Origin of the sequence: Paraburkholderia suaedae (genome assembly GCF_040812055.1) — a bacterium.
Classification (GTDB): Bacteria; Pseudomonadota; Gammaproteobacteria; order Burkholderiales; family Burkholderiaceae; genus Paraburkholderia.
This window is the reverse complement of record NZ_JBFOAH010000020.1, coordinates 33,834-57,127: the sequence shown is the minus strand read 5'-3', so window position 1 is coordinate 57,127 and position 23,294 is coordinate 33,834. Positions and strand designations below refer to the sequence as shown.

Below are 23,294 nucleotides of genomic sequence, written 5' to 3'. Positions count from 1 at the left end.
GCGCATATCCACGCACGCGCGACACTACGCAATGCCAGCAAGTTCCGCTTCCTCCTCCGTTCCGAAGGTCGCGAGGACTCCAGACACATCGACTACTTTCGTGTCACGCGTGATTGTGCCGCTTCCCGCGAACCGTTCCGGTTGCAGGATGTCTTCCTGCTGCAGGATGGCATCGCCCCACAGCGTGTACCCGCGATATTTCTCAGTTTGCATCTGTTGACCTCTTAAGGTCTCCGTACCCCTTCTGGTCAATGATTGCATCAGCTCGAGCGGCTCGACAAGTATCTACTGCCTGAGGCGCCGGGTATCGATTCCGGCCATCTTCAACGTAGCGTCAATCATTTTCAGTTCCTGACCGAAATCGAGCGCCCATTCTTCGCCGTCGCACCGCACGGTCATGCCGTTGTGCATCGAAATCAGATAACGGGCCTTGTAAAGGGCGTCGACAAGTTTCGATTCGCGTTCGGCCTCCCGAACCCATTCATCTGCTCTCATGATGGACCTCCTCTGAACACGGAAGCAGGATATGAAGCCGAGCGACGAGTGTCGCGCGGCCCCTTTTCCTCAAATAAAAGTGACAGTTCACGGCAACGAATTTGCGTGTACGATACTGTATAAATATACAGGTTTTTCATGATACATGACCAGCGCTACTGTCACGGCCGAAGAGATACACCCGTCCTTGTGGCGTGCGTCCCAGTTCGCGCGTGGCCGTGGGCGGGTCGTTGAGACCGGCTATCCAGCGTTGTCGGCTGAGCTTCCCGGCGGGGGCTGGCCGGTCGGAGCCCTTGTCGACCTGATGGTCCAGCAAGCCGGGGTCGGTGAATTGCGACTGTTGCGCCCGGCGCTCAGTGGCTCGGACAACCGCCCTGTAGCGTTTGTGCAGCCGCCGCACACCCCGGACGGACTTGGACTTAGCTACATCGGACTTTCGATTGAACAGGTGTTGCGCGTGAAAGCGCAGAAGACCGCAGATGCGCTCTGGTCGGCTGAGCAGATTCTGCGGGCAGGCAGCTGCGGTGCGCTCATCTTCTGGGCCCAATACGCGCAGGCCTCATCGCTTCGACGCCTCCATCTGGCTGCGCAGTCATCCGAGACGCTTTTCGTGATGGTCAGGCCTTTGGCTGCCGCGCAGGATTCATCGCCCGCGCTTTTGCGGCTCGCTTTAAGACCATCAGCCGACGGCCTGACCGTCGACATCGTGAAACGACGAGGGCCCGCGCGCGCAGAGCCTCTGTCGATTCCCCTACAACCAACTCCTGTACTGCTTTCCCGACATGCGCGTCTTTCTCGCCGTCCACTTGCCGAAGTTGCCGCTCGAGGTGTTCCGACCGAAGTGGTCATCTGAGCCCGTGCACGGAAGCGCAGTCCTGGAGAAAGACAAAGTGGTCATTACCGACAGCGCGGCTCGTGCAGCCGGCGTACGCCTCGGTATGAAGCGCGGCGGAGTGCTGACACTGTCGCCGGAAACGGAGATGCATGAACGCGATGCCGCGAAGGAGGCAGTGGCGCAGCGGGAGGTGGGTGTCGCCCTGATGCGCTTTTCACCTGAGGTCGCCTTGCTTGACGAAGCGACGGTCGTGGTCGAGGTCGGCGCGAGTCTGCGTCTTTTCGGCGGGCTGCTTGCATTGTGCCGGGAAGCGAAAGCGGTCCTCGGGACGCTCGGACTTACTGCGCGCATCAGCGCTGCACCCACCGGTCAGGGTGGCTGGCTGCTCGCAAAGTTCGGAAACCGGCGCGTGCTCAAGCTGGCATCGCTTGAGCAACGGCTGGCCGGTTTGCCGATGATGTCGGTTCCCGAGGTTCGTCCGTTCGGAGACTGGTTCTCGGGACTCGGCTGCGAAACCATCGCCGATGTAAGACGCCTGCCACGCGCCGGCCTGCAGCGGCGATGCGGTGAACATCTCCTTGATTCGCTCGACCGCGCGTTCGGCACCGCGCCCGAACTATTTGATTGGCTAGAACTGCCGCCGACTTTCTCCGCACGCATCGAAATGCCGGACCGGCTTGAGGATGCGGACGGTGCAGTCTTCGGCGCCCATCGACTCATCGTGCAACTGTGCGGCTGGCTTTGCGCCAAGCAGTTGGCGGTCACAGCTATTAAGCTGCTGCTGGAGCATGAACGTGGGCGCGACGCCATCGAGCCGACAACCATCGACATCGCGTTGGGCGAGCCGACGTGGAAAGAGGAGCATCTTGTCAGGCTGCTCAAGGAGCGTTTGCATCGAATTGAGCTGGCTGCACCGGTCATCGCACTGAAACTCGACGCGTCAAAAGTAGAGTCCGCGGCACCGGCTTCCGACACACTTTTTTTCCCGGAGCCCGGCGGCTCGAAGGAAGACCACGCACGCCTTCTGGAATTGCTCGTTGCGCGACTTGGTGAAGAAAATGTGCTCAGGCCTGCGCCGACGGCCGACCATCGCCCTGAGATTGCAAACCGCTGGGTTCCGGTAACGCAAAAATCAAAGCAAAAAGCTCTTCCGCTAGGTCTTCCGAGACCAACCTGGATGCTGGACAGCCCGGTACGGCTGTTGATGCGTCAGCATCGCCCCTTCTATGGTTCTCCATTGCGGATGGTGTCGCCTGGCGAACGCATCGAGGCCGGCTGGTTTGATGGTGAGCTGGTGACGCGCGACTATTTCGTTGCCCAGGCGGAAGACCAGAGTTGCTACTGGATATATCGTGAGCGTGTCAGCAGCCGCGATGTCGAAGAAGAGCAGCGGTGGTTTCTTCACGGCCTCTTCGGCTGATGCGTCATGGACACCTCCTTCAATGTGCTTCCGGCGTATGCCGAGCTTTTCTGTCTTTCGAACTTCAGCTTCCTGCATGGTGCTTCCCATGCGGAAGAGCTCTCCGAGCGCGCGGCACAGCTTGGCTATTCGGCGCTGGCCGTCACCGACGAATGTTCGCTAGCCGGTGTGGTGCGTGCGCATGTCGCCGCGAAGGAAGCGAAGCTGCCGTTCATCGTCGGCTCCTGGTTCCGATTGGTCAACGCCGATGGCTCGCCAGCATTCGGACTCATCCTGCTCGCCCAGAACCGGGAGGGATATGGCAACCTGTCTGAACTGATTACGCTCGCCCGCACCCGGGCAACCAAGGGCGAATATCGCCTGACGCCACAGGACATCTCGCGTCCAGAGAAAGAATATCGACACCTTCGCGGGATGCCGGACTGCCTCGCCATCCTTGTACCGGATTTCCCGGCCAACGAAGATGTCCTGGCTGCACAGGTCGAGTGGCTGGACGATACATTTACTGGCCGCGCATGGGTAGGGTTGGTGCTTCATCAACGCGCCATGGATGACATTCATCGTGGCTCGGTCGAGTTCATCGCGCGCAGCCTGGATGTACCCGTGGTGGCGCTGGGGCATGTCGTCATGCATGTGCGCTCGCGCAAGCCACTGCAGGACACGATGACCGCCATCCGCGTCGGGAAACCAGTTCACGAATGCGGTTACGACCTTGCGCCGAATGCCGAGCAGCATCTGCGGTCTCGGCTCCGGCTTGCAAACCTTTACCCGACCGAAGCACTCGCGGCGACCGTCGACATCGCGAGTCGCTGCACGTTTTCGCTCGACGAACTGCGCTATGAATATCCGGACGAACTGGTACCTGCGGGCATCACCCCGAAAGCCTATCTTCGGCAGGAGACTTACATTGGTGCACAGCGCCGCTTTCCATCCGGCATCCCGCACAACGTACAGGGGCAGATTGAGCACGAGCTCGAGCTCATTGGCGAACTGGAATACGAACCGTACTTTCTGACTGTGTACGACATCGTTCGCTTCGCGCGCAGCCAGCACATCCTTTGCCAGGGACGCGGCTCCGCCGCTAACTCTGCGGTGTGCTACTGCCTCGGCATTACCGAGGTCGACCCCGCGCGCGGCAACATGCTGTTCGAACGGTTCATCAGCAAGGAGCGCGGTGAACCTCCAGACATCGACGTCGACTTCGAACACCAGCGTCGCGAAGAGATTATCCAGTACATCTATCGCAAGTATGGTCGCGACCGCGCAGCAATCGCCGCCGCTGTTTCAACATACCGGCCTCGAGGCGCGTTGCGTGAAACCGGCAAGGCGCTTGGCGTTGACCCACAGATTGTCGACCTGGTCGCAAAGAGCCATCACTGGTTTGACACGAGCAAGGACCTTCTGATGCGCTTCGCCGAGTCCGGGCTCGACCCGGAAAAGCCGCTTATACAGGCGTGGGCGCGACTCGCATCCCAGCTCCTTGGTTTTCCGCGCCACCTGTCTCAGCACTCTGGAGGCTTCGTTATCAGCCGCGGCAAGCTCACTCGTCTTGTCCCGGTCGAGAACGCGGCGATGGCTGACCGGTCTGTCATCGAATGGGACAAGGACGACCTCGAGGCGCTTGGCCTGTTGAAAATCGATGTGCTTGCGCTCGGCATGCTGTCTGCAATCCGCCGGGCCCTCGACACTGTGTCGGAACAGCGCGGTGAGCGATTTGAAATGCAGGACATTCCGGCTGAGGACTCGCATACGTACGAGATGATTTCTGCTGCGGACACGGTGGGCGTGTTCCAGATTGAGTCGCGAGCGCAGATGAGCATGCTGCCTCGAATGAAGCCGCGTACGTTTTATGATTTGGTCATCGAGGTTGCCATCGTCAGGCCGGGGCCGATTCAAGGTGGTGCTGTTCATCCTTACCTGCAACGTCGTCAAGGCTTCGAACCCGTGACGTACCCGAGTGAGGCGCTCAAGACAGCGCTTGGGCGGACGCTCGGGGTGCCTATTTTTCAGGAGCAGGTCATGCAGGTGGCTATCCTGGCAGCCGGGTTTACTGCCGGCGAGGCTGACCAGTTAAGACGGGCAATGGCCGCCTGGAAGCGGAAAGGTGGCCTCGAAAAATACTACGACCGTATCGTCAACGGGATGCAGGAGCGCGGCTATGACCAGGTTTTCGCGGAAGGCATCTTTGAGCAAATCAAGGGCTTCGGTGAGTACGGCTTCCCGGAAAGCCATGCCGCCAGTTTCGCTCTGCTGGTGTACGCGAGTAGCTGGTTGAAATGTCACGAGCCCGAAGCATTCCTTGCTGCCATGCTCAACAGTCAGCCGATGGGATTCTATTCGCCGTCACAGCTTGTGCAAGACGCACAACGCCACGGCGTAAAGGTGCTGCCTGTTGACGTCACTGTCAGCGGCTGGGACTCTGTCTTGGTGCCGCTGCCCGACAACGACCGCCCAGCGGTCCGACTCGGCATGTCACTGCTGCGCGGCATGAAGGACGGCGCCGCAGAGCGGGTTGAAAATGCCAGGGCCGTGCGTCCATTCGAAACCGTCGCTGACCTTGCGCGTCGAGCGCAGCTAGACCGAAAAGACCTTCACGTTCTAGCGGACGCCAACGCACTCGCTTCGCTGGCTGGCAATCGCCGCGAGGCTCTATGGCAGTCGGTCGCTGCGGTGCCGGATAAGGACATGCTTGCCGCAGCGGCGGTGCAGGATGAGACGCCCGAGTTGGGCGCGCCGACGGAAGCGAACGACATCGTTGCAGACTATAGGGCTGTCGGATTGACGTTAGGGCGGCATCCGCTCGAACTGCTTCGGCCGCAACTGCTCGCAAACCGGCTGATGCCAGCGTCGACGCTGCGCACCTATGGCGATGGGCGGTTAGCAAGAGGCTGCGGGCTTGTGACGGTGCGCCAACGGCCAGGAACTGCGAAGGGTGTCATGTTTGTCACCCTTGAAGACGAGACAGGAAACGTGAATGTCATCGTCTGGCCAAGCCTGTTGGAAAAGCAAAGGAAGGAGGCGCTTGGGGCGTCGTTGCTTGCGGTGTACGGCACGTGGCAATGCCAGGGGGAAGTCCGCCATCTAGTCGCACAGAGGCTTGTCGATATGTCCGATTTGCTTGGTGGGTTGACGAGCACGAGTCGGGATTTCTACTGAGCCGGAGAAAATCTGGATGTGCTAGCTTCTGGATTGTGGCTCCGCTATTACAGGAGGACGGTGATGTGCTACTCGGCTCAAATTCAGGCTGACTACCGGAAATTTGTACGAACCTTCGGCGCCCTGATGGACATCGACGAATTTGCGCGGCTGTTCTTCGAGCGCGCAGAGGGAGTCAGCAAAGCGAAGATACCGAAAGCGATGGAGGACGCCTTTGCCTCGCCGGAGACGGACACTGAACGACAAATCAAAGTCTTCATCGACCGGTTTAATGTCGACCAGACGACAAAGCTCGAACAGGACCTGTTCAAGCAACGAAAGAGGCTAGCTGACGCGGAGCGGTCCCTATTGACAAAGACGACCAAGGCAGCGACCGAAAGCCGGCGAATCGCCACCGACAAAATCACTTGGACACGCGGCAAGCTTGACGACATGCAGCGCACAGAGCCGAAGCCGAGAGACTCGCGCATATTTCCGGGCCACTACGCTCCCGTGCTGGTCATGGAAAACGGTCGCCTCGTGGTCAAACCAATGCGTTATCAATGTCGTATTGCGGGCAAGCCGGCGTCATACGATGTAAAGTACCCTGGGACATATAACGCTCGCCGCGACAATCTTGAAGGGTTCTGGAACCCATGCTTTGGTTACACGCACGGCGTCTTGCTCGTCGATGTCTTCTACGAGAACGTCAGCAAGGCAAAGTTCGAAGGGACCTTAAGAGAGACTCACGAAAAAGACGAAAATATAGTCTTGGAATTCCGTCCTAGCAATGGGCAGTTGATGCTCGTGGCCTGCCTCTGGTCTCGATGGTCCGCTCCAGGCGAGCCGGACCTACTTTCGTTTGCGGCTATCACGGACGAGCCACCGCCAGAAGTCGCGGCGGCAGGACATGACCGGTGCATTATCCCCATTAAATCGGAAAACGTAGACGCGTGGTTGAACCCGGATGCGTCTAACCGTGCGTCTTCATACGCAATACTCGATGATAGAGACAGGCCTTTCTACGAACATCGTCTTGCCGCGTGAATGCCGGGTGGTGGAGTTTGGGTGATTGATGGCCCCGTAATTTCTAGGCATCGGTCGGCGCGAAACGCTTGCGCACCTAATTCGCGTGCGCCGTAGGGCGCACAAGGTTGATATGAGTCTGCCTCGGATAAGCGCGACCGAGAATCGGCGCATTCTCCGGCAGTGCTCACTCGTCGTATGCCGATGGCATCGTTAGAGCCGTTTTACGGCCCGATGAGCCTCAGGTGCGGCCGGACAAGCGCTTGATTAAGCGAATTGCGTATCGAAAAAGCGGCTAATCGTTGCTTATACCAGACGTCTCTATGCAAAAATACCGCTGGATGCCATCATCCGTCCGATTGGCCGGACAAAATGTCCGAAAGTGAATCGCGGTGCGACGCCCACCAAGTCAAAGAATTGCATCGACCGCTGAGCCGGCAACCGATTTATACCGGGAGATGGACGGAATCGTAGGTGCTGTGTCAACTGGCGGCCAAGAGTGGGCAGCGTGTCTAGGGCACGTCATGGCACCCCGACCTCGGCGAATGGACAGCGGTTGGGCGCGGTGCAGGGACGAACCGCAGGCTGTAGGTATCTTATTTCAAGCATTAGACCGGCCGACATAAGATTCCCTGACCGTAGCGACGCAGTGCGACCGAGCGCACGCAGAACGTATATAAGACGAGAGAGATGGATACTAACGAATCTGGGGAAGGCCTCGACAGTCTCCGCGAGAATGACAAAGAACTTGACCTTTACATAGGTCTTGTTCCAGTTCCGGCGTCTAATGACGGAGCACATCATCGCAGTCGGCTACTTTATCTGCGTTTCGAAGAAGATGAGCCGAGGAGCGAGGCGTTCATCGAATTCCTTCTTGATTCAATAATCGCGTATGCCATCCCAAAAAAGAAGCGCTTAGCAGCTATTGCACGGTCGAATCAATCCCGCACTGGCGCGGATACCCGTCCTTTGGCGAGGCTGCAGAGAGAAGCCCGCAGGCTGTTCCTCGAATATGACCCAAACAATACAGGTCGCTTCGGAGAGGTTGGCGAGCTCATCGCCTACTGTGTTGCCGAGCGCCACTTAGGCGCCGCGCAGATTGCCGCGAAGCTGTCGCTCAAAACTAACAGCAACATGCCCGTGCACGGAATCGATGGCATTCACGCCAAGTTCTCGGACGGGGTGATGAGCGTGTTCTGGCTCGAGTCTAAACTCGCACCTAGTGCCAATAATGGTGCGAAAGAGTTCGCGATTTCCACTGCGGCGTTCGCAGAGAATCGTGCGCAATACCTGCGCGAACTTACCATAATTACTGATTTCAGCAACCTTGACGCATTGCCGCAGGACCAGAAAGATGTATTGCTAAGTTACTTCGACATGTACGAATCGGAGTCAGTCTTGCAGAAGCGCGACAGGCACGTGGGCTTCATCTGCTACGACGAGAAGCAGTATGGCAAAGGTATTCCCGTCGACGATTCCAAGCCGCCCTCGATACACGAACAACATTTCATCGCTCACTACGCAAAGCAGCACAAACATCACGACGACGCGCTGTTAAAGCATCTAAATGACAACAACGTGCCGCCGACCAAATCTATGGCCTTCTTCATCGCTGTTCCATCCGTCGACGGTTTGCGCCAGCAATTTGGTGAGGCGTTGAAATGACCACTTTCGCAAAGCAGCTTGCGTCTCGTATATTGGGCCACAGCCAGTTCTGGAGCGACTTAGACTCTGTCAGTTCTCGGGGTCTAATGGGACAAATCCAACCGGTCCCTGACGATGCCGAGAGTGACGACGGTTTGAGTGAAACCACCCAGCGATTGGTGTACTCGGCATCCGTGTTTGCACAAACCGATTCCGACGAGCATCGCTCGCTCGCACAGCGTATAGCTTTATATACGTCCCTAGTAACAACCAGTCCGTTGGTATTGGAAGCATCAACTCGTATCTTGGCGAGCATCGGCAATTTTCCGGGAGTTACGCAGCTGGAGCGTCGGCCGGGAGGCACGCGGCCTTCGTTGAGTACGTCGCTGACGAACAGTTTGCTTCGGGAAATTAACTCTGAGCAAATCGGAGGTGTGCGGGTCCCGCTAACCGATTTTCAGCGCTCGGTTTGGGAGCTATTGCCCACGAGGCAAAACATTGCCGTCAGTGCCCCAACTTCCGCTGGGAAATCGTTTGTCGTGCTAGCTCAACTTTGTGAGCGAGCGGAATTGGAGCCGGGTTTTCGCGGTGTATATATAGCGCCCACGAGAGCACTACTCGCCGAGGTAAACGAAAAACTGACCACTCGCCTCGCGAAAGTTTCAGACAAGGTACGCGTTTCGACCATCCCGACGCTCGACAGTGAAGAACGTTCTGGCCAAGTTTTTGTGCTTACACAAGAGCGACTCATGGTGCTGCTGAGCGTCACGTCGATTCGGTTTGACATGGTCATTGTTGACGAGGCGCAATCAATCGGCGATGACATTCGCGGAATGATTTTGCAAGACTGTCTTGAACAATGTCGAACTCGCAATCCGGCAGCACAATTCGTCTTCCTCGCTCCGGGCGCAACCGGATTTTCGACGATGGGCAATTCCATTGGTGTTGACGAAATTCTGGTAAGAAAAACGGGGCTGTCGCCGGTATTGCAGAATAGGATTGTCGTCACTCCGGACGCGGCAAACCCGAAGCATCTCAGGCTGAATCTCCTGGATGCGGAAAAGACGGTGGAAATTGGTCGAATCGTCGGCAAGCGGGGTTTTCTCAATGCAAAGACGGTATTGGCCGCTGTCGCTCTCGAGCTTGGAAGCAAAGGCGCCTCGCTGGTGTACGGTACAGGACCCTCGCAAACTGAGAAAATCGCGTCGCAACTCTCGACCGACCTTCCACGAAGGTCGACACCTGCCTTGCTTGAGTTGTCAAAGTTTATCAAGGACCATGTTCATCCGAAGTACAGCTTGGCAGAACGTGTGATGCACGGTGTTGCGTTTCACTATGGAAAGATGCCCAGTCTGCTTCGAGAGGGCATCGAGCTTGCCTTCAAAAACGATGACATCAAATATCTTGTTTGCACGACTACGCTGTTTCAAGGTATCAATCTTCCGGCTCGGAACGTATTCATTGATACGCCAACACGCGGGCGAGATGGAAAGCTCGATGCGGCCGCCCTATGGAATTTTGCTGGGAGAGCGGGTCGTCTCAACCACGACATCGTCGGCAACGTGTTTCTGGTCAACTATGACAATTGGACGGAAAAGCCTCTAAGCAGTGCGCAGCCGTTCACGTTGCGCCCGGCGTTCGGGGTTGCGGTCGCCGAGAAGTACACTGAAGTCTTGCAGGTGTTAGAAAGCGAATTGAACAGCGACCTCTCGAAGGTCCCAGCGGACGCAAAAGCTGCCGCCGGATTAATGATGTCTCGAGCCGCGAAGGGTTCTCTGTCGAAGTTTTTCGGTCGCCTCGAAACCAGTCTCGACAGTGGGGCGCGGGAGGTTTTAATTGAGGCGGCGGAAAAGACAGTGGAGAAACTGAAGCTTCCTGCAGAGGTCTTGGAAAACAATTGGACGGTGAACCCTTTCGGGCAAGCTCGGCTGCTCGCACGTTTCCGAGAGCTGATTGCTGCCGGCCATGGGATGGAGCTTGTCCCGCAGCATCCTTCAGGCGACGTCTTCGACAACTATGTACAAGTCTTCGCGCGTATTAACAAGTACATCCTAGGTTTTAGCTTTTCCGGCTTTAACGCCAAGCTCGCAACCATGGGCCTAGCTTGGATGCGAGGAACACCGCTGCCCGTTCTTATTGGGAAAAGCATTGAACTAGCCCAGACAAATAAGAAGACTAGCCGCCCGGTGAATGTAGATAGGCACGTGAGAAGTACGTTCGAGTTCGTCGAGGACAAGTTGCGTTTCGAGTATGTCCAGCTTGGCAAAGCCTACGTGGACCTCCTTCGATTTGCGTTGAGGGAGCATAAGTTCGAGGTCGAGGCAAACTCTGTCTTTGATTTTCCCCTAGCCTTGGAGTTAGGAGTGTCTTCTGTCGCCGGTCAAGCCTTTATCGAACTAGGGTTGTCGAGGGTGACGGCTTCTTTGCTGCAAGACTTGATACCAGATTCGAATCCGACGCTCGCACGAGCCAAGTCATGGCTTGCCTCATTGAATACGGAAAGCTTGCAGATTTCAAAGGTCATCGCGCAGGAGCTGGTGCAGAAAGGTTTGGTGAAGGCGTCCGGTGAAGAAAACCCATGACAAGCGATGAACAGATGACCAGTGAAATCATAGCGAAGAGGACAAGCAGGATAGAGCCGGGAATGCTCGCTTTCCGCAGGCCGGGTTCTGAGCGTTGGCTGCCGCTCGACGAGCGCGCGCTCAAATCAGCTACGGGTAGGGAAGGTGACGACTTAACGGGAGAGGACAGGGAAGCTCTAACGACAAATCGCACACTTCTCGTCGATGCGCTTACGAACGGACTTCAGATGCCGAATCCGCTAGTCCTCGCGGGAAGCGGAACTTCACTGAAGGGCGGTGTGAACGGCCCCAGCATGGGGGACCTTTGGGCGGCCACAATGTGTGTTCCTGGTGGCCCTCAAAACATGCTCAGCGAAGAAGCCGACGCCATTTGCCACAAGGTCGGATTCACCCCCGGAGAGGCAAACATCGAGCACTTCCTTTCTCGATGCGACGCCTATCTCAGCTTGTACAACGACGCAAATCTCGTTGATTTCGTTGTTCGCTGCAAAAAGACCATACTCCGGTTGTGCTCTGATTTCATCGAAAACGCAAAGCTAAGTAGCCACGAGCTATTCCTGCGCAAGGTAGCTCGCCGAAGAACGAGAGATGCGCGACTCAAGGTTTACACAACTAACTATGACCTATGTTTCGAGGTTGCCGCGTCAAACTTGGGTATGGTTGTAGTTGATGGTTTTTCCTATGGACGTCATCGTCGATTTGACCCGAGCTATTTTCAATATGACTTTGTTCGTCGTAAGGACGACTCGCAGGAGTTCTTGGAAGGTGTTATCCATCTGGCGAAATTACATGGCTCTGTTAGTTGGGAGCGAGACGCGAATGGACGAATTTACGAGAGTTCCGCGCCGGACCCAGCGCGTGCCTGCCTGATATATCCGACCAAAGGCAAGTATCAACAGGCCTTCGTGCAACCACACCTCGAACTTCTTTCCCGTTTCCTCGACGACCTGAGACGGCCGAATACGTGTGTTGTAGTTTCCGGATTTGGGTTCAACGATGACCATTTGTCTGAGCCGCTCGTATCATCAATAAAGAGCAACTCTAGTTTGACGGTGTTTATTGCGGACTTTTGCGCAGTAGACCACACGGACAGCGATTACATGGGGGAGAACTACTGGCATCAACTGTCCGACCTCTCAAAAAAGGGCTTGCCGGTCTACTTCGTGAACGCTTCGTTTCAAGATTTTGTGACACTTATACCTGACCTAAAGGCCCTTACGCCAGCTGAGCAGATGGCAAACGCAATCGGTCGAGCGCGGGGTACTGTATGACGGTAGCCTACGAGCAGCTATGCGCCTCGGGTCTATTATGGCCAGATTTGCACCTCGGCGTCGTGGTGTCGGTCGCGGCTCAAAGCGTTACGCTGAATCTCAGCAACGCCGGCGATACGAGTGGTGCATATTTCAGCGCTGCCCGGTATGGACGAGGAGAAGTTGGGGAACTGGTGCTCATCGAGGGGCAGCAAAGAATACTTCTAGGGCGGATGATGGAGGTGAGACTCCCGGAGAGGGACCGCGCTGAAGTTACACAAGATTACGCAGGGAGTCGGGAACTGGACGCAGTTGGACGCTTGCAGCTTCTTGGTTCAATACGGCCTCACGACCTCAAAATTGAAGCAGGGGTTGATGCTTATCCAAGGTTAGGCGACCGCGCTTATTCCGCTCCTGCGGAACTAATAGCGTTGATGCCGGAGTTGACCAGCAAGAAGCCCGGTACACAGAGCCGTGTCCTCCTTCAGTTAGGCACGTCGACGACAGACGGGGAGCATGCGATTCGAGTTACGCCAGAAGTGTTGTTCGGGCGTCATTGTGCAATCTTGGGCGCAACGGGAGGCGGCAAAAGCTGGACCACTGCACGGCTGCTTGAAGAGTGCCTACGGCATCAATCGAAAGTAATTCTGCTGGATGCTACGGGTGAATACAGAGACATCGTCGACGCGAACGCCACTCATATCCATCTCGGCAACCCGAAGCTGACGAGCGCCACTTCCTCTGCTGTTTGGCTGCCAGCCGAAAATTTTACAGAATCCGACTTCATTGCTTTGTTCGAACCCTCAGGAAAGGTTCAAGGCCCTAAACTTCGAGAGGCTTTGAGAAGTCTTCGGTTGGCTAAGCTAGCACCTCGGTCCTTTCCGAAAGGATTTGTCGAGAAAATTGGTCAATCAAAGGCTGCCTATGAAGCTGCCTTGGGGATTGGTAGTAACGCTGACAAGGTTGATAACCCTCGTCAGGCTTTTGATGTGCGCCTCCTTCCAGAGCAACTCGAACAGGAATGCGTCTATCCCGACGGGTTCGGAGCGGCGCGAGGTTCCAAAGACCCGACGAAGTGGGGCGGAGAAAGTGGTGAGTTTTCTTTCTGTGTTTCTTTGGCGACACGCATACGTGCGGTTGTCAGTTCACCCTCGATGCGTTGTGTTTTTCATCCTCAAGCCGCTACCTCCTCCGTACTTGACGAGATACAAACGTTCCTGCAAGGCTCAGCGCGGCTTTTGCGAATTGATTTGAGCGATGTGGGGTTTGAGTTTTACGCTCGAGAAATCGTTGCGAATGCAATTGGGCGTCAGTTGCTCGACCTCGCGCGCAAGGGCTCCTTCTATGGCAAGCCTGCTGTCGTCTTCGTTGACGAAGCCCACAACTTCCTCGGCAAGCGAGTTGGTTCGGATGAGTTCGCATCTCGCCTTGACGCCTTTGAGCTTGTCGCGAAAGAGGGACGAAAATATGGCCTGAGCATTTGCCTTGCAACACAGCGACCGCGGGACATCACAGAGGGGGTTCTCAGTCAAATGGGGACGCTCATAGTCCATCGGCTGACGAATGACCGGGACCGTGATGTGGTAGAACGCGCATGTGGCGAAATAGACAAGTCATCGGCTGCATTCTTGCCAAGCCTGAAACAAGGTGAAGCAGCTCTGATTGGGGTGGACTTTCCAATACCGTTAACCATTCAAGTCAGTCCACCCACCGTAAAACCTGCCTCTGACGGTGCCCGATTTCAAAACAACTGGTGACAGCTTCATCAAACAATTCCGAGGCGCAGCAGTTGCTGATGTAATCCTTCGATATGCTGAAGCGTTTCCACACTAAACAGCTCGTCTCGGGTTCCAAGTTTCCGTCGAACTCGCTTGCCATCGTTGATTAGGCCTACGTCCGCCAATCTTTCATTGTCGGACAGTATCCGCATGAGATTGCCAAGTGCAGATACCTGCAAATGCGAGAAATGTGGACTTTCTGATTGAGTCGGGCTTGCTTGACCGTTGATGACCACGTCAAGGTCAGCCCCTGGTTGCAACGTCTTCAAAACCAGCTTCGCCCGCGCAAGTTGTTTCTCCGTAACCATCAGGCGGTCGTAAAGGTCGCGCATGTTCGCGCGTACGTCCATGTCGTCGATTCCCTCAATGTCTGACAACGTTGACGATTTTGATTGCCTGATATTCGAGTTTTGGTTGACGGACGTCACCAACTGTTGTTCTCGGTCGCGAGCGAGGACATAGTGATACATTCCGAGTTTGCGCTGCTTTTCGTTCGAAATTGACTGCGCTTTCGGGCCGGCATCCTTGCCGAAATTATCCTCAACGTAGTGCTGAATATTGGATAGGTGGAGAGCTAGACCTCTTTCACAAAGGTCGTCGCATGCTTTTTTCAATCGCTTCAGTGTTGCCTCGCGGCGGGGATTGCGTACCTCCGCAAGAAGGGCTTGGAAGATGAGTTCTGAGGCATCGACTTTGCCAACTTCAGGAACGCTCATTTCGTATCCTCCGTCAACAGTGAAGGCTCAACGCTAAAATTTTCGGCGGCTCCGTCAAAAGTCAGAGCTCGCGTTCGAATGTCTGAAATTACTGATGCGACCACAGGATAGTTATCCAATGCGTCAGACGTGAGACGCAAATTCTCGTGCTGGTCAGACGGCACCAAAGAAGCCAACGTCCGCCCAAGTAGTAGAGCGGCTTTGTCTCGCAGTTCCCCTCGAAGTTTTAGGAGGAACGGGTCAAGACCGGAGGCCGTGAGAACCTCGTTAAGGAACTCGCGATGTTCACTGATTGCGGCAGTTGGCTTGAATCCGGGCCACAAATTCGCTCCTTCAACCAGCGACTGAAGCAGTCCCAGCTCGGAATTGTGGACAATCTGACTCTCGACGGCTTTCTTCGCGAGACCGGTCACGATAACAGGCTGCTCGCCTTGCGAGTCGCGCTCTTCATCAAGATAGCGGTCAACCATCTTCTCGACCGTGTGAATATATTGGACTTCGGCCGCCCACTCTGTCGCGACAATGTCAGTTTCTCTGTAGAGCGCCTCAATTCGAGCTTTTACCGCATGAGTTGGCTTGTGCGCATCCTCAAGGCGGGCTCGTTCTTCATTAGCAGCAGCGATTTCTTTACCTTTTGTACGCAACTCATGCATCAGTCGATTTGCGTTGAGAACTAAACCGACGAGGAACATGGGTCCCGTCAATCGATACCTACACAGCGGGCAGGCCAAGGGCCTAGGTACTGGACCATAACCGACAGCCTGGTTTTGAAATTCCCCGCCAGTGGCGCATTCTCCAGCTGGGCAAATACCGTGTGTGAACACTTCAATCGTACCGTCTCCATGGCCCATGCGCTCGGTCAATAGCGACAACCCTATTGCGTCTTCCTCAGAACGGCTATTCGTTAAGAAGCTGGCAAGCTGCTCAAAGTCTGCCTCGTTGAGCCCATCGATGTTGTCGAGGTCGGAACTTAGTTTGTCCAGCGCGCGCGAGAACGTCTCGTTCAGCTTCCACGCCTTTATCTTGTTGTAGTAGAGGGTCATGACCAAGGTCGCATGGCCAGCGACCTGTTGCACGAGGTCAGGCGGCATCCCTGCCTCAATCAGCGCACTGATGCCGCTGACGCGCAGCGTGTGGACGTCGTAGATTGCCAGTCGCTTAACGACGGGCTTCTTGTTGGGCCCCTTCGAAACTTCCTTGGCTTCAGTTAGCCGAATGTCCCGGCCTGCAGACGCAAGCTCGTCTTCGACAGCAGCAAGAAGGCTGCTCCAATAATCAAAGAGTCTGTCTCGACTGATTGGCCATCCGGCCGGGTCAGCGGGGTCGCGAAACATGGAAAAGGTTGTCTTTAAAGAGTCGATGACCTCCGGATTTTTTGTTATCTCAAACTCATGCTTTTCCATGCACGGAATCGGCCGGGCGACCGGATTGTTTTCAACTTGCCAGCTCCTTAGCAAGCTAAGACTGTCGCGCAACTCATCTGAACACCAAGCTATTTCATATCCAGTCTCCCTATCGACTGAGGTTTTGTTGGTGTTAATGTAAAGGCCGAGCGAAGGAGTTCCATCCGCTAACTCAAATATATAGAACAACGATTCGTTTCTTTTCTTGACTGATGTCGAGAGAGTATTAGGTACTGCTCGGATACTTTTTTTATCAAAAACGACGACTTCCTCATCGCCCTCCCCAGTATCAAGGTACCTCGCTTGGAAGCTGCGCAAAGGAAGTTCTAAGAGTAGGTCTATAAGCACAGCAAGGCCGGGAAACCAGACGTTTTCATACTGGCCATTTGCATTTAGTGCTTGTCTATAGTGAGATTCGAAACCTTTGGAAAAAGAATAATCGTTCCGCCGATTGAAATCCTTCAGATACGTGAGTAGTTCCCGTCCGAGGGGCCGTCGGGGAGTTTTGCCGCGTGCAAATGCAACCTTAAACGAATCGAATCGAACCGAGAAAGGGTTTGCTATTTGCAAACTGTCTTCTTCGATAATTGACTCCATTGCCCAAGTAAGGCGGAGGATATGGCCATTCGCGCTTTCAGGTGTAATTTCTAGTCGCGCAAGGAATGCTCGGAAGCATCTACTTTCTTTAATATTTGAATTGTCATTGATGTGTTCCCGCCGAAGTTCGCCGGGATGTGAGATTTTTCTTTCACTTTCAGCTAGCCAGCACAAAAATGTCTGTAACGACGATACTACATTCCCTGTGCTTTTTATTTGCAGTCGTACCAAATATTTAGTGAATCGGTCAGCCCACACGATTATATCGGGCCGCGGCTGGTAAGAGGATTTTAGATTGCGGGGGAATGTGCTCCTTGGATGGCCGTCGATTGAGAGTTTCGTCCAATCGAATGGGCTTTCAAGTGGCGGATTGCTCTTTCTAACCGGTCTGAAAGTCGGCAGTTCACGCTGATTCAAACTGTCTCGCAGAGGACGATATATTTTCGATAATTTGTCTGCCACCGCGGGAGCAAAGGTGTCGTCAATAATCTCATAGATTTTTTCGAAGAACTCTAGGCTGAGGTCGTCGCTTGTTCGAAACGTGGACGACGCTATAACTATTTCATAACAAAATTCGAGCCGCTCGCGCCACTCTTTGGTGTATTTCTCAGTAGTTTTTTCATATGCGACAAGGATAGTTTTTAAGGTTTGTGAAGCAACTGAGGAAGTAAGATGTAATTTAAGGCCTATGTTTTCACCAATAAACATTGGTTTTACGATGGGGCAAAGAACAATTCCTTTCTGTGATAGCCAGAATAGAAATAAACTGGCCATCGGATTCAGTAAAAAGTTTCTGCCTTCACGAGGTCGCTCACGTTCGAATGCAGCTCGTTCAATTAAGGAGGAAAGAAACTTTTCTGGATTGTCAATGTTTTCATTCGCTTGATATAGCCATGGGTAGATTAGCCGGTCTTTATATTCTTCTCTCAAAACGACCGCGATTGATTCAATGTTTGCTCCAATTGCGGCCTCGACGAAAATCCTTTTGTCCGAGTCGGACGCATTAAATAGCTTAGTGGCTATGGTGCCGTTTTCAAGTGGCGGTACATGGTCGAGCGTAGCCCACGCATCAGCCGGAAGTTTCTCGATTGATAATCTCGTCAAAGTGGCTGACCAACGTTCGCCGGTGTCACTTTTGGTTCGAATTTTAACGGCGCCTGCCCCGAAAATATCATTTGAATCTCCCGCAGGACTTAAGAGATAACGACGTAGCCAGAGAAGGTGAAGGCTTTTAAATTCTTCTACAAGCTTGTTTAACGTGAGTCGGTTCGGTATGTGCAGAATTTGATGTCTATTGGATGGGTTTAGCCGAACGACACCGCCGCTGAAACTTTCAAATTCGAGAATCGAACTCATGTGTTATCCTGATTGTGTGCAAGAATTAGGCGTTCATTCAATCGAGCAGCCGAGCGGCCATAGTCCTCTTGCGTCACAGCTGATACATGATGCATCGCGATACGGATTTCCTCCGGGCTCAATCCAAGCTTATTGAGCATCGCTTTGTAAGCATGACGGAGACCGTGAATGCCCTCTTTAAAACGGCTAGCATCCACGCCAATGCGACCACAGGCGCGAGCAAACGCTTTGCGGATGTTCGACATTTTCAACGGCTGACCAAACTCTGCTCGAGACAAGCTGTCATTAATGTAGAGATATGGATGCGAGTTTCTAATATGGGCGGGAAGGTTCGAAATGACGGTTGCCCGCAATTCTTGAAATAGCTGATAATAGATTAATGCCCATGCTTTGTTTGCCCAAAATATCTGTGAAATAAGCAAGGCATCGTTGTCGTAGAGCATTCCCTTCCAACCCGACCTCAAGGAATCTGCGTCTAACAGATTCCGGGGTGCGAGATTATAGTCTTGTGAAAGATGTTGGAGTCTATCTACCGAGCTAGGCCTAATTCCTCCAACGTAACGGGATTGCGAGGGATGAGCGATGACCAGTAATGGAACATCACTGGGCTTGTCATCGGGAAATAGGTGCGGCCTGTAAGAGCCCGGTAGCACATCACATCGCCACATATTAAGGATTTCACTTATCCGCGGTCCACCGAATGACGCTTGTATAAAGACCATCTTTTGCACAACGCTGGGCGTGGAGGATATGAGGTCCTCTATCATGGGCAACGACAAAAATGTCCCTCTGCTCGTCCGCCGATAGATTCTGCGTTCTGGAAGATTTACTTCGGTGGAGGGCTGCCGGCGCTTTTGTTGCTGGCGGAACTGGAGATGTGCTAGAAGTCGAGTTTTGTTTCTAGCTAAGCTCCGCATTACATCCTTGAAGCTGGTGCCATTTTGGCCGAAAGCATCCTTGGTGCCCGTCGTGATAAGAGGGAAGTAGCCATACTGCAGGGAGCAAAATTCTGAAAACTCGCGTAAATAAATTCTGTCCCTGTCGACTGTTTCTCTTTTTACCGGTGTCCAGTCTAAACCGTCGTCGCTAGAACTACCATTCCTTCTTTTCCGAAGAAAATCGGAGATAATGTTTGGCAGTTCAGAATGTAAAAGCAGCGGGTAATGTAAAGACAGAGCGAAATACTCGTGAAGAAAGGCGAGTGTAACTGCAATGCCGCGCATCTTTGAAAACGACGCCCCGGTAGATGAGAGGTTTCTCATTAGCGCCGTGACTTCTGGGACGATTTTGGGGGCACCGTCGCTGTCATCCACCACGAGAATTGGGATTTTGCCGCCATCGCGGGTCCGTAATGGAAAGACGGATGCTGTCTTTAGTACGACCTGAGCCGGGGCTTCCATTTTCATCCTCGTGCCTCACATGTGAATGAGTATAGGTATCCTTAGGGGCAAACACAAACAGGCCCTAAATATTTTTGAATAGAAACTTAGAAGTGGCGCGGAGAATTAGTAGCTAGACGCTGGGGGCAAGAATCAACAAGGTTTCGAGCGCCATCCATCTGCGTTTCGAGGTGCGCGCGTCGTCATTGCCCGAAGTGCTCAAGATGCGCCTGCTCGCGCTGTCCGATCGCCGGCTCACGCGCGACGGCGTCGTGATCATCAAGGCGCAGGAGCATCGCACTCAGGAGATGAACCGCGCGGCAGCGCTCGCGCGGCTCGACGAACTGATCGAAAGCGTTAGCGTGACGCGCAAGCAGCGCGTCGCGACGCGGCCGACGCGTGCGTCCAACCGACGGCGTCTCGAGAGCAAGTCCAAACGCAGTGAGATCAAATCCGGTCGTGGCCGGGTGGACGACTAGCTATCAGGAGCCGCCAACCGCCAACCGCCGACTACCGGTTCGGGACCCGCGACCCGCGCTCAGCGTTTGCTCCCCTGGCCGGCAGCACGCCCGTCCGTATTCGACGCGGCCGGCACGAAGTCGACGCACAGCACATGCGTGCCGTCACGCTCGAAGGCGATGGCCGCGGTGTAGCAGTCCTGACCATCGGCGAGCGAATAATGCGGGCCCATCATCGCGACGCGTCCGGGCGCGGCGAGCGCATGCTTGAAATAAGCGCGCCGCGACCAGTTGCTGCGCGCCTCCGAGTAGAGCGGCGCGAGCCGCAGAGGAGGCGGCGGCACCGACGCTGCCGTCACCGATGCCTGGGACTGCTCGCCATGACCGTCGGTGATGAACACCCGGCGCGCTTCGCGCAGATGCCACATTTTTTGTGCGGCCTGACGCAGGTCGCCAGTGGCCTTGAAGGTGTCGGCGGCGCTTAGCACCGCCTCCGCGAATCCTTCGAAACCGAGCGGCTGATGGCCGGCGTGCACGCGTTCGTAATCGGCGAACCTGGTCCAGATCGACGCGATCCGCGCCGGCACCTTGGCGCACGCCGCCTGCACAGAACCTTTCGGCTGGCCGAGCCAGAAACCCTGCACGAAATCGACGTCGGCCTGCATCAGGATCATCAGTTCCTCATCGGTCTCGACCCCCTCGGCCAGCACCAGCGTGCCGGACTGATGAAGCATCGCGATCAGGTGGCCGATCATCGAATCGTCGCCCTCGCGCTTGCCCGCGCGCGCGACCAGCGAACGGTCGAGCTTGACGATGTCGGGGCGGAATCGCCATACCCGGTCGAAGTTCGAAAAGCCGGTGCCGAAGTCGTCGATCGCGATCAGGAAATCGCGCGGCTGCGACGCGGCGAGCATGCTGGCGACAGCCGACTCGTCGTCGGCGGGCTGCTCCAGCACCTCGATCACGATGCGCTCCTGCGGCAGTCCGAAATGCGCGGACAACTCGTCGATGAAAGCGCGTTGCGGCCAGTCGGTTTCGAACACCTGCGGGCGCGTGTTCAGAAATAGCCAGCCGGTGGTGATGCCTTGCTCCATGAAGTTCGCCACATGCAGGCAGCGCGCGATACGGTCGAGTTCGCGCGCATCGGCGGCCGAGCGGGTGCCGGAAAAGAGCACTTCGGGCGACACCGGCAGACCGACCGGATCGAACGCGCGTAGCAGCCCCTCGTAGCCGACCACGCATTGATGCGTGACCGACACGACGGGCTGGAACACGCTGTACAAAGTCAGGGCGCGCCAGGTTGCGCTCCAGCCTGCTTCGCCGCGCACCAGATGCGGAAGGAGGCCGCTAAGGGTCAATTCGCTGACGGATGGCATGGAAGCAGGGAGGAAAGTAGACATCGGGACGTCCCGGCTGGCGGACGACGAGGCGCGCATCTCGATTCGACGCCCAAGGGATGCACAGCGCGCGCGTGGACACGGCGAGTGCCGGGAAGTCCAGGAACGCGGAGAGCGATGCCAGCCATGCTGGACTCCGGCGGAACGAGTCAATAAGTCTGAATCAGTCTAACAGTTTGCAATTCGCATGAATGTGCGGGTAATCACAGACTTCGGACCGGGAACTGGCCAGGCGAACGGGTCGCCGAGCGCCGGTCGGAAACGGCGTCGCGCTGCTTGCATCCCCTCGCGGACTTGGCGTGCGATCGCCCTTGAGTGAGACGGATTCTCAATCTCAGTCAGTTGCCGGCCTGAAAGCGAGGGTAGCAGGGCGTCAAGCGCCCGCCCGCCAAACTCCAGGCGCCGACGGTGCGCGCACCTTACGCACCTTTCAATGTTTCGCCATGTGTTGCCATGAGCACATTCGCGCTCGACAGCGGGCTGGCTGCAGCGCGGGTATGCTGCTGTTTTTCGTGAACGGGAGGGCAGACATGGCGGAAATCGCAGTGGTGGCAATCTCGGTGGCAAAGCCGGGCTTTGAGGAGCAGTTGCGTCAGGCGCTCGAAGGTATTGTCGGGCCGACGCGCAAGGAAGCTGGCGTACTCCAGTACGACCTGCATCGCGACGTGCAGGAGCCGCGCCGATTCGTGTTCGTCGAGCGGTGGGAGAGTCAGGAGGCGCTCGCCGCGCACGCGAAATCCGCGCACATTGCGGCGTACAGGAAGGCAGTGGCGGACTGGGTGGAGCACGCGGAGATTCGCGTCGTGTCGAAGATCGCCTGAGTGTTCGGAGTGGGACCGGGAGTCGGAGTCGAATTCGCGCGACTCGCGTAGCGGCCAGCGACGTGCAAGGCCGGTGCCGGCCCCGCTCGTCGCCATTGTCGCTAGTGGGTGGCCTGCGGGACGTCGAGGATCAGGATGATGGTCCAGTCGGCTTCGCCGTCGTGATGGTACTGGCGCTCGGCGACGATAAACGGTTGTTGCTTGCCATCGGGGCCGAGAAACAACACGTCGCCTTCCATCGGCAGACACTCGACGGGCGGCAGCGCGAGGAACGCTTCCTGACCGCCGCGCGGCATCAGTTTTTCAATTTTGCGAGAGGCTGCTTCGGTCCATTCGATGTCTAGCTGGATGTTGCTCATGCTGTCCTCCGCACCAGGGTGCGCACGGGTTAGGGATTGCGGCGGGGTGCCGGTTGGTGCGCGACTTTAGCATACCGATAGCCGCGCACTGAACGCCTCCCGCGCGGCGGCCGGCGACGCCCACACAGCCCTTGCCGGTCTGCCGCAAGCGCTTTGCAGCACGTCGCGCCGCTTCTTCCGTCAGTCCCCTAGTCCATTAAACAGCAAAAAGCCGAAGCCGGCAGTACCGGCTTCGGCTTTGCGCGCTCAAGGCGACCGCGCCCGAAATTGGGCCTACGAACTGGAAGCGTCCGCCTTTTTATGGTGATGCGGAGTCATTTTGTGATGTTTCTGGGGCATCGCTGGCGCACTGGGCATGGCATCTTGGCGATTTTGCAATTCCTGCGCACGCTGTTCCACGTCGGCGGCCTTGGCCGGATCGGTGCTTGTCATGATGCCGTTATCCTGTGCGTACGCCGCGCCGGCGACGGCAGAGAGGGACATCAGGATTGCCACGGACACTTTTTTCATCGTTACCTCCGCAGTTGGTTGTGGACCCGACTATGTGCCTGTCCAGTCGAAAGACAATGCATTCTAGCGAGCAACTTCCGCTCAAACCGACCCTTTTGTGACTGTCTTTACGATTTGTTACAAGTCGTTGTAT

At 55.7% G+C, this 23,294-nt stretch carries 17 protein-coding genes and 1 pseudogene; 10 read left to right on the top strand and 8 right to left on the bottom strand.

The annotated features are described in order from the left end of the window. Positions 1–24: 24 nt before the first annotated feature. Together ABQJ48_RS24570 and ABQJ48_RS24565 are read right to left on the bottom strand one after the other, a co-directional pair. Positions 25–213 (bottom strand): hypothetical protein, encoded by a 189-nt coding sequence (locus tag ABQJ48_RS24570; protein WP_367840571.1) that lies wholly within the window; start codon positions 211–213, stop codon positions 25–27. Between the two features lie 72 nt (positions 214–285). Beyond that, positions 286–495: a hypothetical protein gene (locus tag ABQJ48_RS24565; RefSeq protein WP_367840570.1), complete on the bottom strand. Its 210-nt coding sequence runs from the start codon at positions 493–495 to the stop codon at positions 286–288. A gap of 145 nt (positions 496–640) precedes the next feature. Here ABQJ48_RS24565 and imuA point away from each other — a divergent pair, with 145 nt between their 5' ends. The 8 genes from imuA (at position 641) to ABQJ48_RS24525 (ending at position 14,144) form a co-directional block, all read left to right on the top strand. Next, entirely contained in the window at positions 641–1,348 is a 708-nt protein-coding gene (imuA, locus tag ABQJ48_RS24560; RefSeq protein ID WP_367840569.1) for a translesion DNA synthesis-associated protein ImuA, read from the top strand. Then, a complete protein-coding gene (locus tag ABQJ48_RS24555; RefSeq protein WP_367840568.1) occupies positions 1,278–2,750 on the top strand; it encodes a Y-family DNA polymerase in 1,473 nt (490 codons plus the stop codon). The genes imuA and ABQJ48_RS24555 overlap by 71 nt, the downstream gene beginning before the upstream one ends. 6 nt (positions 2,751–2,756) lie before the next feature. Continuing rightward, complete coding sequence (locus ABQJ48_RS24550) at positions 2,757–5,906, top strand: error-prone DNA polymerase (RefSeq protein ID WP_367840567.1); 3,150 nt, start codon at positions 2,757–2,759, stop codon at positions 5,904–5,906. A 63-nt stretch (positions 5,907–5,969) separates the two neighbouring features. Further along, a complete protein-coding gene (locus ABQJ48_RS24545) occupies positions 5,970–6,932 on the top strand; it encodes an SOS response-associated peptidase family protein (RefSeq protein WP_367840566.1) in 963 nt (320 codons plus the stop codon). A gap of 669 nt (positions 6,933–7,601) precedes the next feature. After that, entirely contained in the window at positions 7,602–8,576 is a 975-nt protein-coding gene (locus ABQJ48_RS24540) for a HamA C-terminal domain-containing protein (RefSeq protein ID WP_367840565.1), read from the top strand. Beyond that, entirely contained in the window at positions 8,573–11,137 is a 2,565-nt protein-coding gene (locus tag ABQJ48_RS24535; protein WP_367840564.1) for a DEAD/DEAH box helicase, read from the top strand. The genes ABQJ48_RS24540 and ABQJ48_RS24535 overlap by 4 nt, the downstream gene beginning before the upstream one ends. Continuing rightward, positions 11,134–12,408 carry an SIR2 family protein gene (locus tag ABQJ48_RS24530; protein ID WP_367840563.1) on the top strand — a complete coding sequence of 425 codons (1,275 nt, stop codon included), beginning with the start codon at positions 11,134–11,136 and terminating at the stop codon, positions 12,406–12,408. Before ABQJ48_RS24535 ends, ABQJ48_RS24530 begins: the two co-directional genes overlap by 4 nt. Continuing rightward, a complete protein-coding gene (locus ABQJ48_RS24525; protein ID WP_367840562.1) occupies positions 12,405–14,144 on the top strand; it encodes an ATP-binding protein in 1,740 nt (579 codons plus the stop codon). The genes ABQJ48_RS24530 and ABQJ48_RS24525 overlap by 4 nt, the downstream gene beginning before the upstream one ends. Before the next feature lie 8 nt (positions 14,145–14,152). Here ABQJ48_RS24525 and ABQJ48_RS24520 read toward each other — a convergent pair whose 3' ends face one another. From ABQJ48_RS24520 to ABQJ48_RS24510, 3 genes are read right to left on the bottom strand one after another with little or no spacing between them, the layout of a single operon-like run. Further along, positions 14,153–14,881 carry a hypothetical protein gene (locus ABQJ48_RS24520; protein WP_367840561.1) on the bottom strand — a complete coding sequence of 243 codons (729 nt, stop codon included), beginning with the start codon at positions 14,879–14,881 and terminating at the stop codon, positions 14,153–14,155. Continuing rightward, positions 14,878–18,237, bottom strand: a complete 3,360-nt coding sequence (locus tag ABQJ48_RS24515; protein WP_367840560.1) for a VPA1269 family protein — start codon at positions 18,235–18,237, stop codon at positions 14,878–14,880. Before ABQJ48_RS24515 ends, ABQJ48_RS24520 begins: the two co-directional genes overlap by 4 nt. After that, a complete protein-coding gene (locus ABQJ48_RS24510) occupies positions 18,234–19,637 on the bottom strand; it encodes a hypothetical protein (protein WP_367840559.1) in 1,404 nt (467 codons plus the stop codon). Before ABQJ48_RS24510 ends, ABQJ48_RS24515 begins: the two co-directional genes overlap by 4 nt. 122 nt (positions 19,638–19,759) lie before the next feature. Between ABQJ48_RS24510 and arfB the strand changes: the two are divergent. Then, a pseudogene (gene arfB, locus ABQJ48_RS24505) lies at positions 19,760–20,095 on the top strand (alternative ribosome rescue aminoacyl-tRNA hydrolase ArfB); the annotation flags it as partial. A 59-nt stretch (positions 20,096–20,154) separates the two neighbouring features. Here arfB and ABQJ48_RS24500 read toward each other — a convergent pair. Next, entirely contained in the window at positions 20,155–21,450 is a 1,296-nt protein-coding gene (locus tag ABQJ48_RS24500) for an EAL domain-containing protein (protein WP_367840651.1), read from the bottom strand. Between the two features lie 551 nt (positions 21,451–22,001). On the opposite strand from ABQJ48_RS24500, the gene ABQJ48_RS24495 reads away from it, so the two are divergent. Next, the gene (locus ABQJ48_RS24495; protein WP_367840558.1) at positions 22,002–22,292 is read left to right on the top strand and encodes a putative quinol monooxygenase; all 291 of its coding nucleotides are present in this window, start codon (positions 22,002–22,004) and stop codon (positions 22,290–22,292) included. A gap of 101 nt (positions 22,293–22,393) precedes the next feature. Here ABQJ48_RS24495 and ABQJ48_RS24490 read toward each other — a convergent pair whose 3' ends face one another. Both ABQJ48_RS24490 and ABQJ48_RS24485 read right to left on the bottom strand, forming a co-directional pair. Beyond that, positions 22,394–22,651: a hypothetical protein gene (locus tag ABQJ48_RS24490; RefSeq protein WP_006052974.1), complete on the bottom strand. Its 258-nt coding sequence runs from the start codon at positions 22,649–22,651 to the stop codon at positions 22,394–22,396. 273 nt (positions 22,652–22,924) lie between these two features. Beyond that, the gene (locus ABQJ48_RS24485; protein WP_367840557.1) at positions 22,925–23,161 is read right to left on the bottom strand and encodes a hypothetical protein; all 237 of its coding nucleotides are present in this window, start codon (positions 23,159–23,161) and stop codon (positions 22,925–22,927) included. Positions 23,162–23,294: the final 133 nt, after the last annotated feature.

Excerpts from the sequence above, each read along its gene's own strand:
- ABQJ48_RS24570 (WP_367840571.1), bottom strand. The coding sequence starts at position 213 with ATGCAAACTGAGAAATATCGCGGGTACACGCTGTGGGGCGATGCCATC.
- ABQJ48_RS24565 (WP_367840570.1), bottom strand. The coding sequence starts at position 495 with ATGAGAGCAGATGAATGGGTTCGGGAGGCCGAACGCGAATCGAAACTT.
- imuA (WP_367840569.1), top strand. The coding sequence starts at position 641 with ATGACCAGCGCTACTGTCACGGCCGAAGAGATACACCCGTCCTTGTGG.
- ABQJ48_RS24555 (WP_367840568.1), top strand. The coding sequence starts at position 1,278 with ATGCGCGTCTTTCTCGCCGTCCACTTGCCGAAGTTGCCGCTCGAGGTG.
- ABQJ48_RS24550 (WP_367840567.1), top strand. The coding sequence starts at position 2,757 with ATGGACACCTCCTTCAATGTGCTTCCGGCGTATGCCGAGCTTTTCTGT.
- ABQJ48_RS24545 (WP_367840566.1), top strand. The coding sequence starts at position 5,970 with ATGTGCTACTCGGCTCAAATTCAGGCTGACTACCGGAAATTTGTACGA.
- ABQJ48_RS24540 (WP_367840565.1), top strand. The coding sequence starts at position 7,602 with ATGGATACTAACGAATCTGGGGAAGGCCTCGACAGTCTCCGCGAGAAT.
- ABQJ48_RS24535 (WP_367840564.1), top strand. The coding sequence starts at position 8,573 with ATGACCACTTTCGCAAAGCAGCTTGCGTCTCGTATATTGGGCCACAGC.
- ABQJ48_RS24530 (WP_367840563.1), top strand. The coding sequence starts at position 11,134 with ATGACAAGCGATGAACAGATGACCAGTGAAATCATAGCGAAGAGGACA.
- ABQJ48_RS24525 (WP_367840562.1), top strand. The coding sequence starts at position 12,405 with ATGACGGTAGCCTACGAGCAGCTATGCGCCTCGGGTCTATTATGGCCA.
- ABQJ48_RS24520 (WP_367840561.1), bottom strand. The coding sequence starts at position 14,881 with ATGAGCGTTCCTGAAGTTGGCAAAGTCGATGCCTCAGAACTCATCTTC.
- ABQJ48_RS24515 (WP_367840560.1), bottom strand. The coding sequence starts at position 18,237 with ATGAGTTCGATTCTCGAATTTGAAAGTTTCAGCGGCGGTGTCGTTCGG.
- ABQJ48_RS24510 (WP_367840559.1), bottom strand. The coding sequence starts at position 19,637 with ATGGAAGCCCCGGCTCAGGTCGTACTAAAGACAGCATCCGTCTTTCCA.
- ABQJ48_RS24500 (WP_367840651.1), bottom strand. The coding sequence starts at position 21,450 with ATGCCATCCGTCAGCGAATTGACCCTTAGCGGCCTCCTTCCGCATCTG.
- ABQJ48_RS24495 (WP_367840558.1), top strand. The coding sequence starts at position 22,002 with ATGGCGGAAATCGCAGTGGTGGCAATCTCGGTGGCAAAGCCGGGCTTT.
- ABQJ48_RS24490 (WP_006052974.1), bottom strand. The coding sequence starts at position 22,651 with ATGAGCAACATCCAGCTAGACATCGAATGGACCGAAGCAGCCTCTCGC.
- ABQJ48_RS24485 (WP_367840557.1), bottom strand. The coding sequence starts at position 23,161 with ATGAAAAAAGTGTCCGTGGCAATCCTGATGTCCCTCTCTGCCGTCGCC.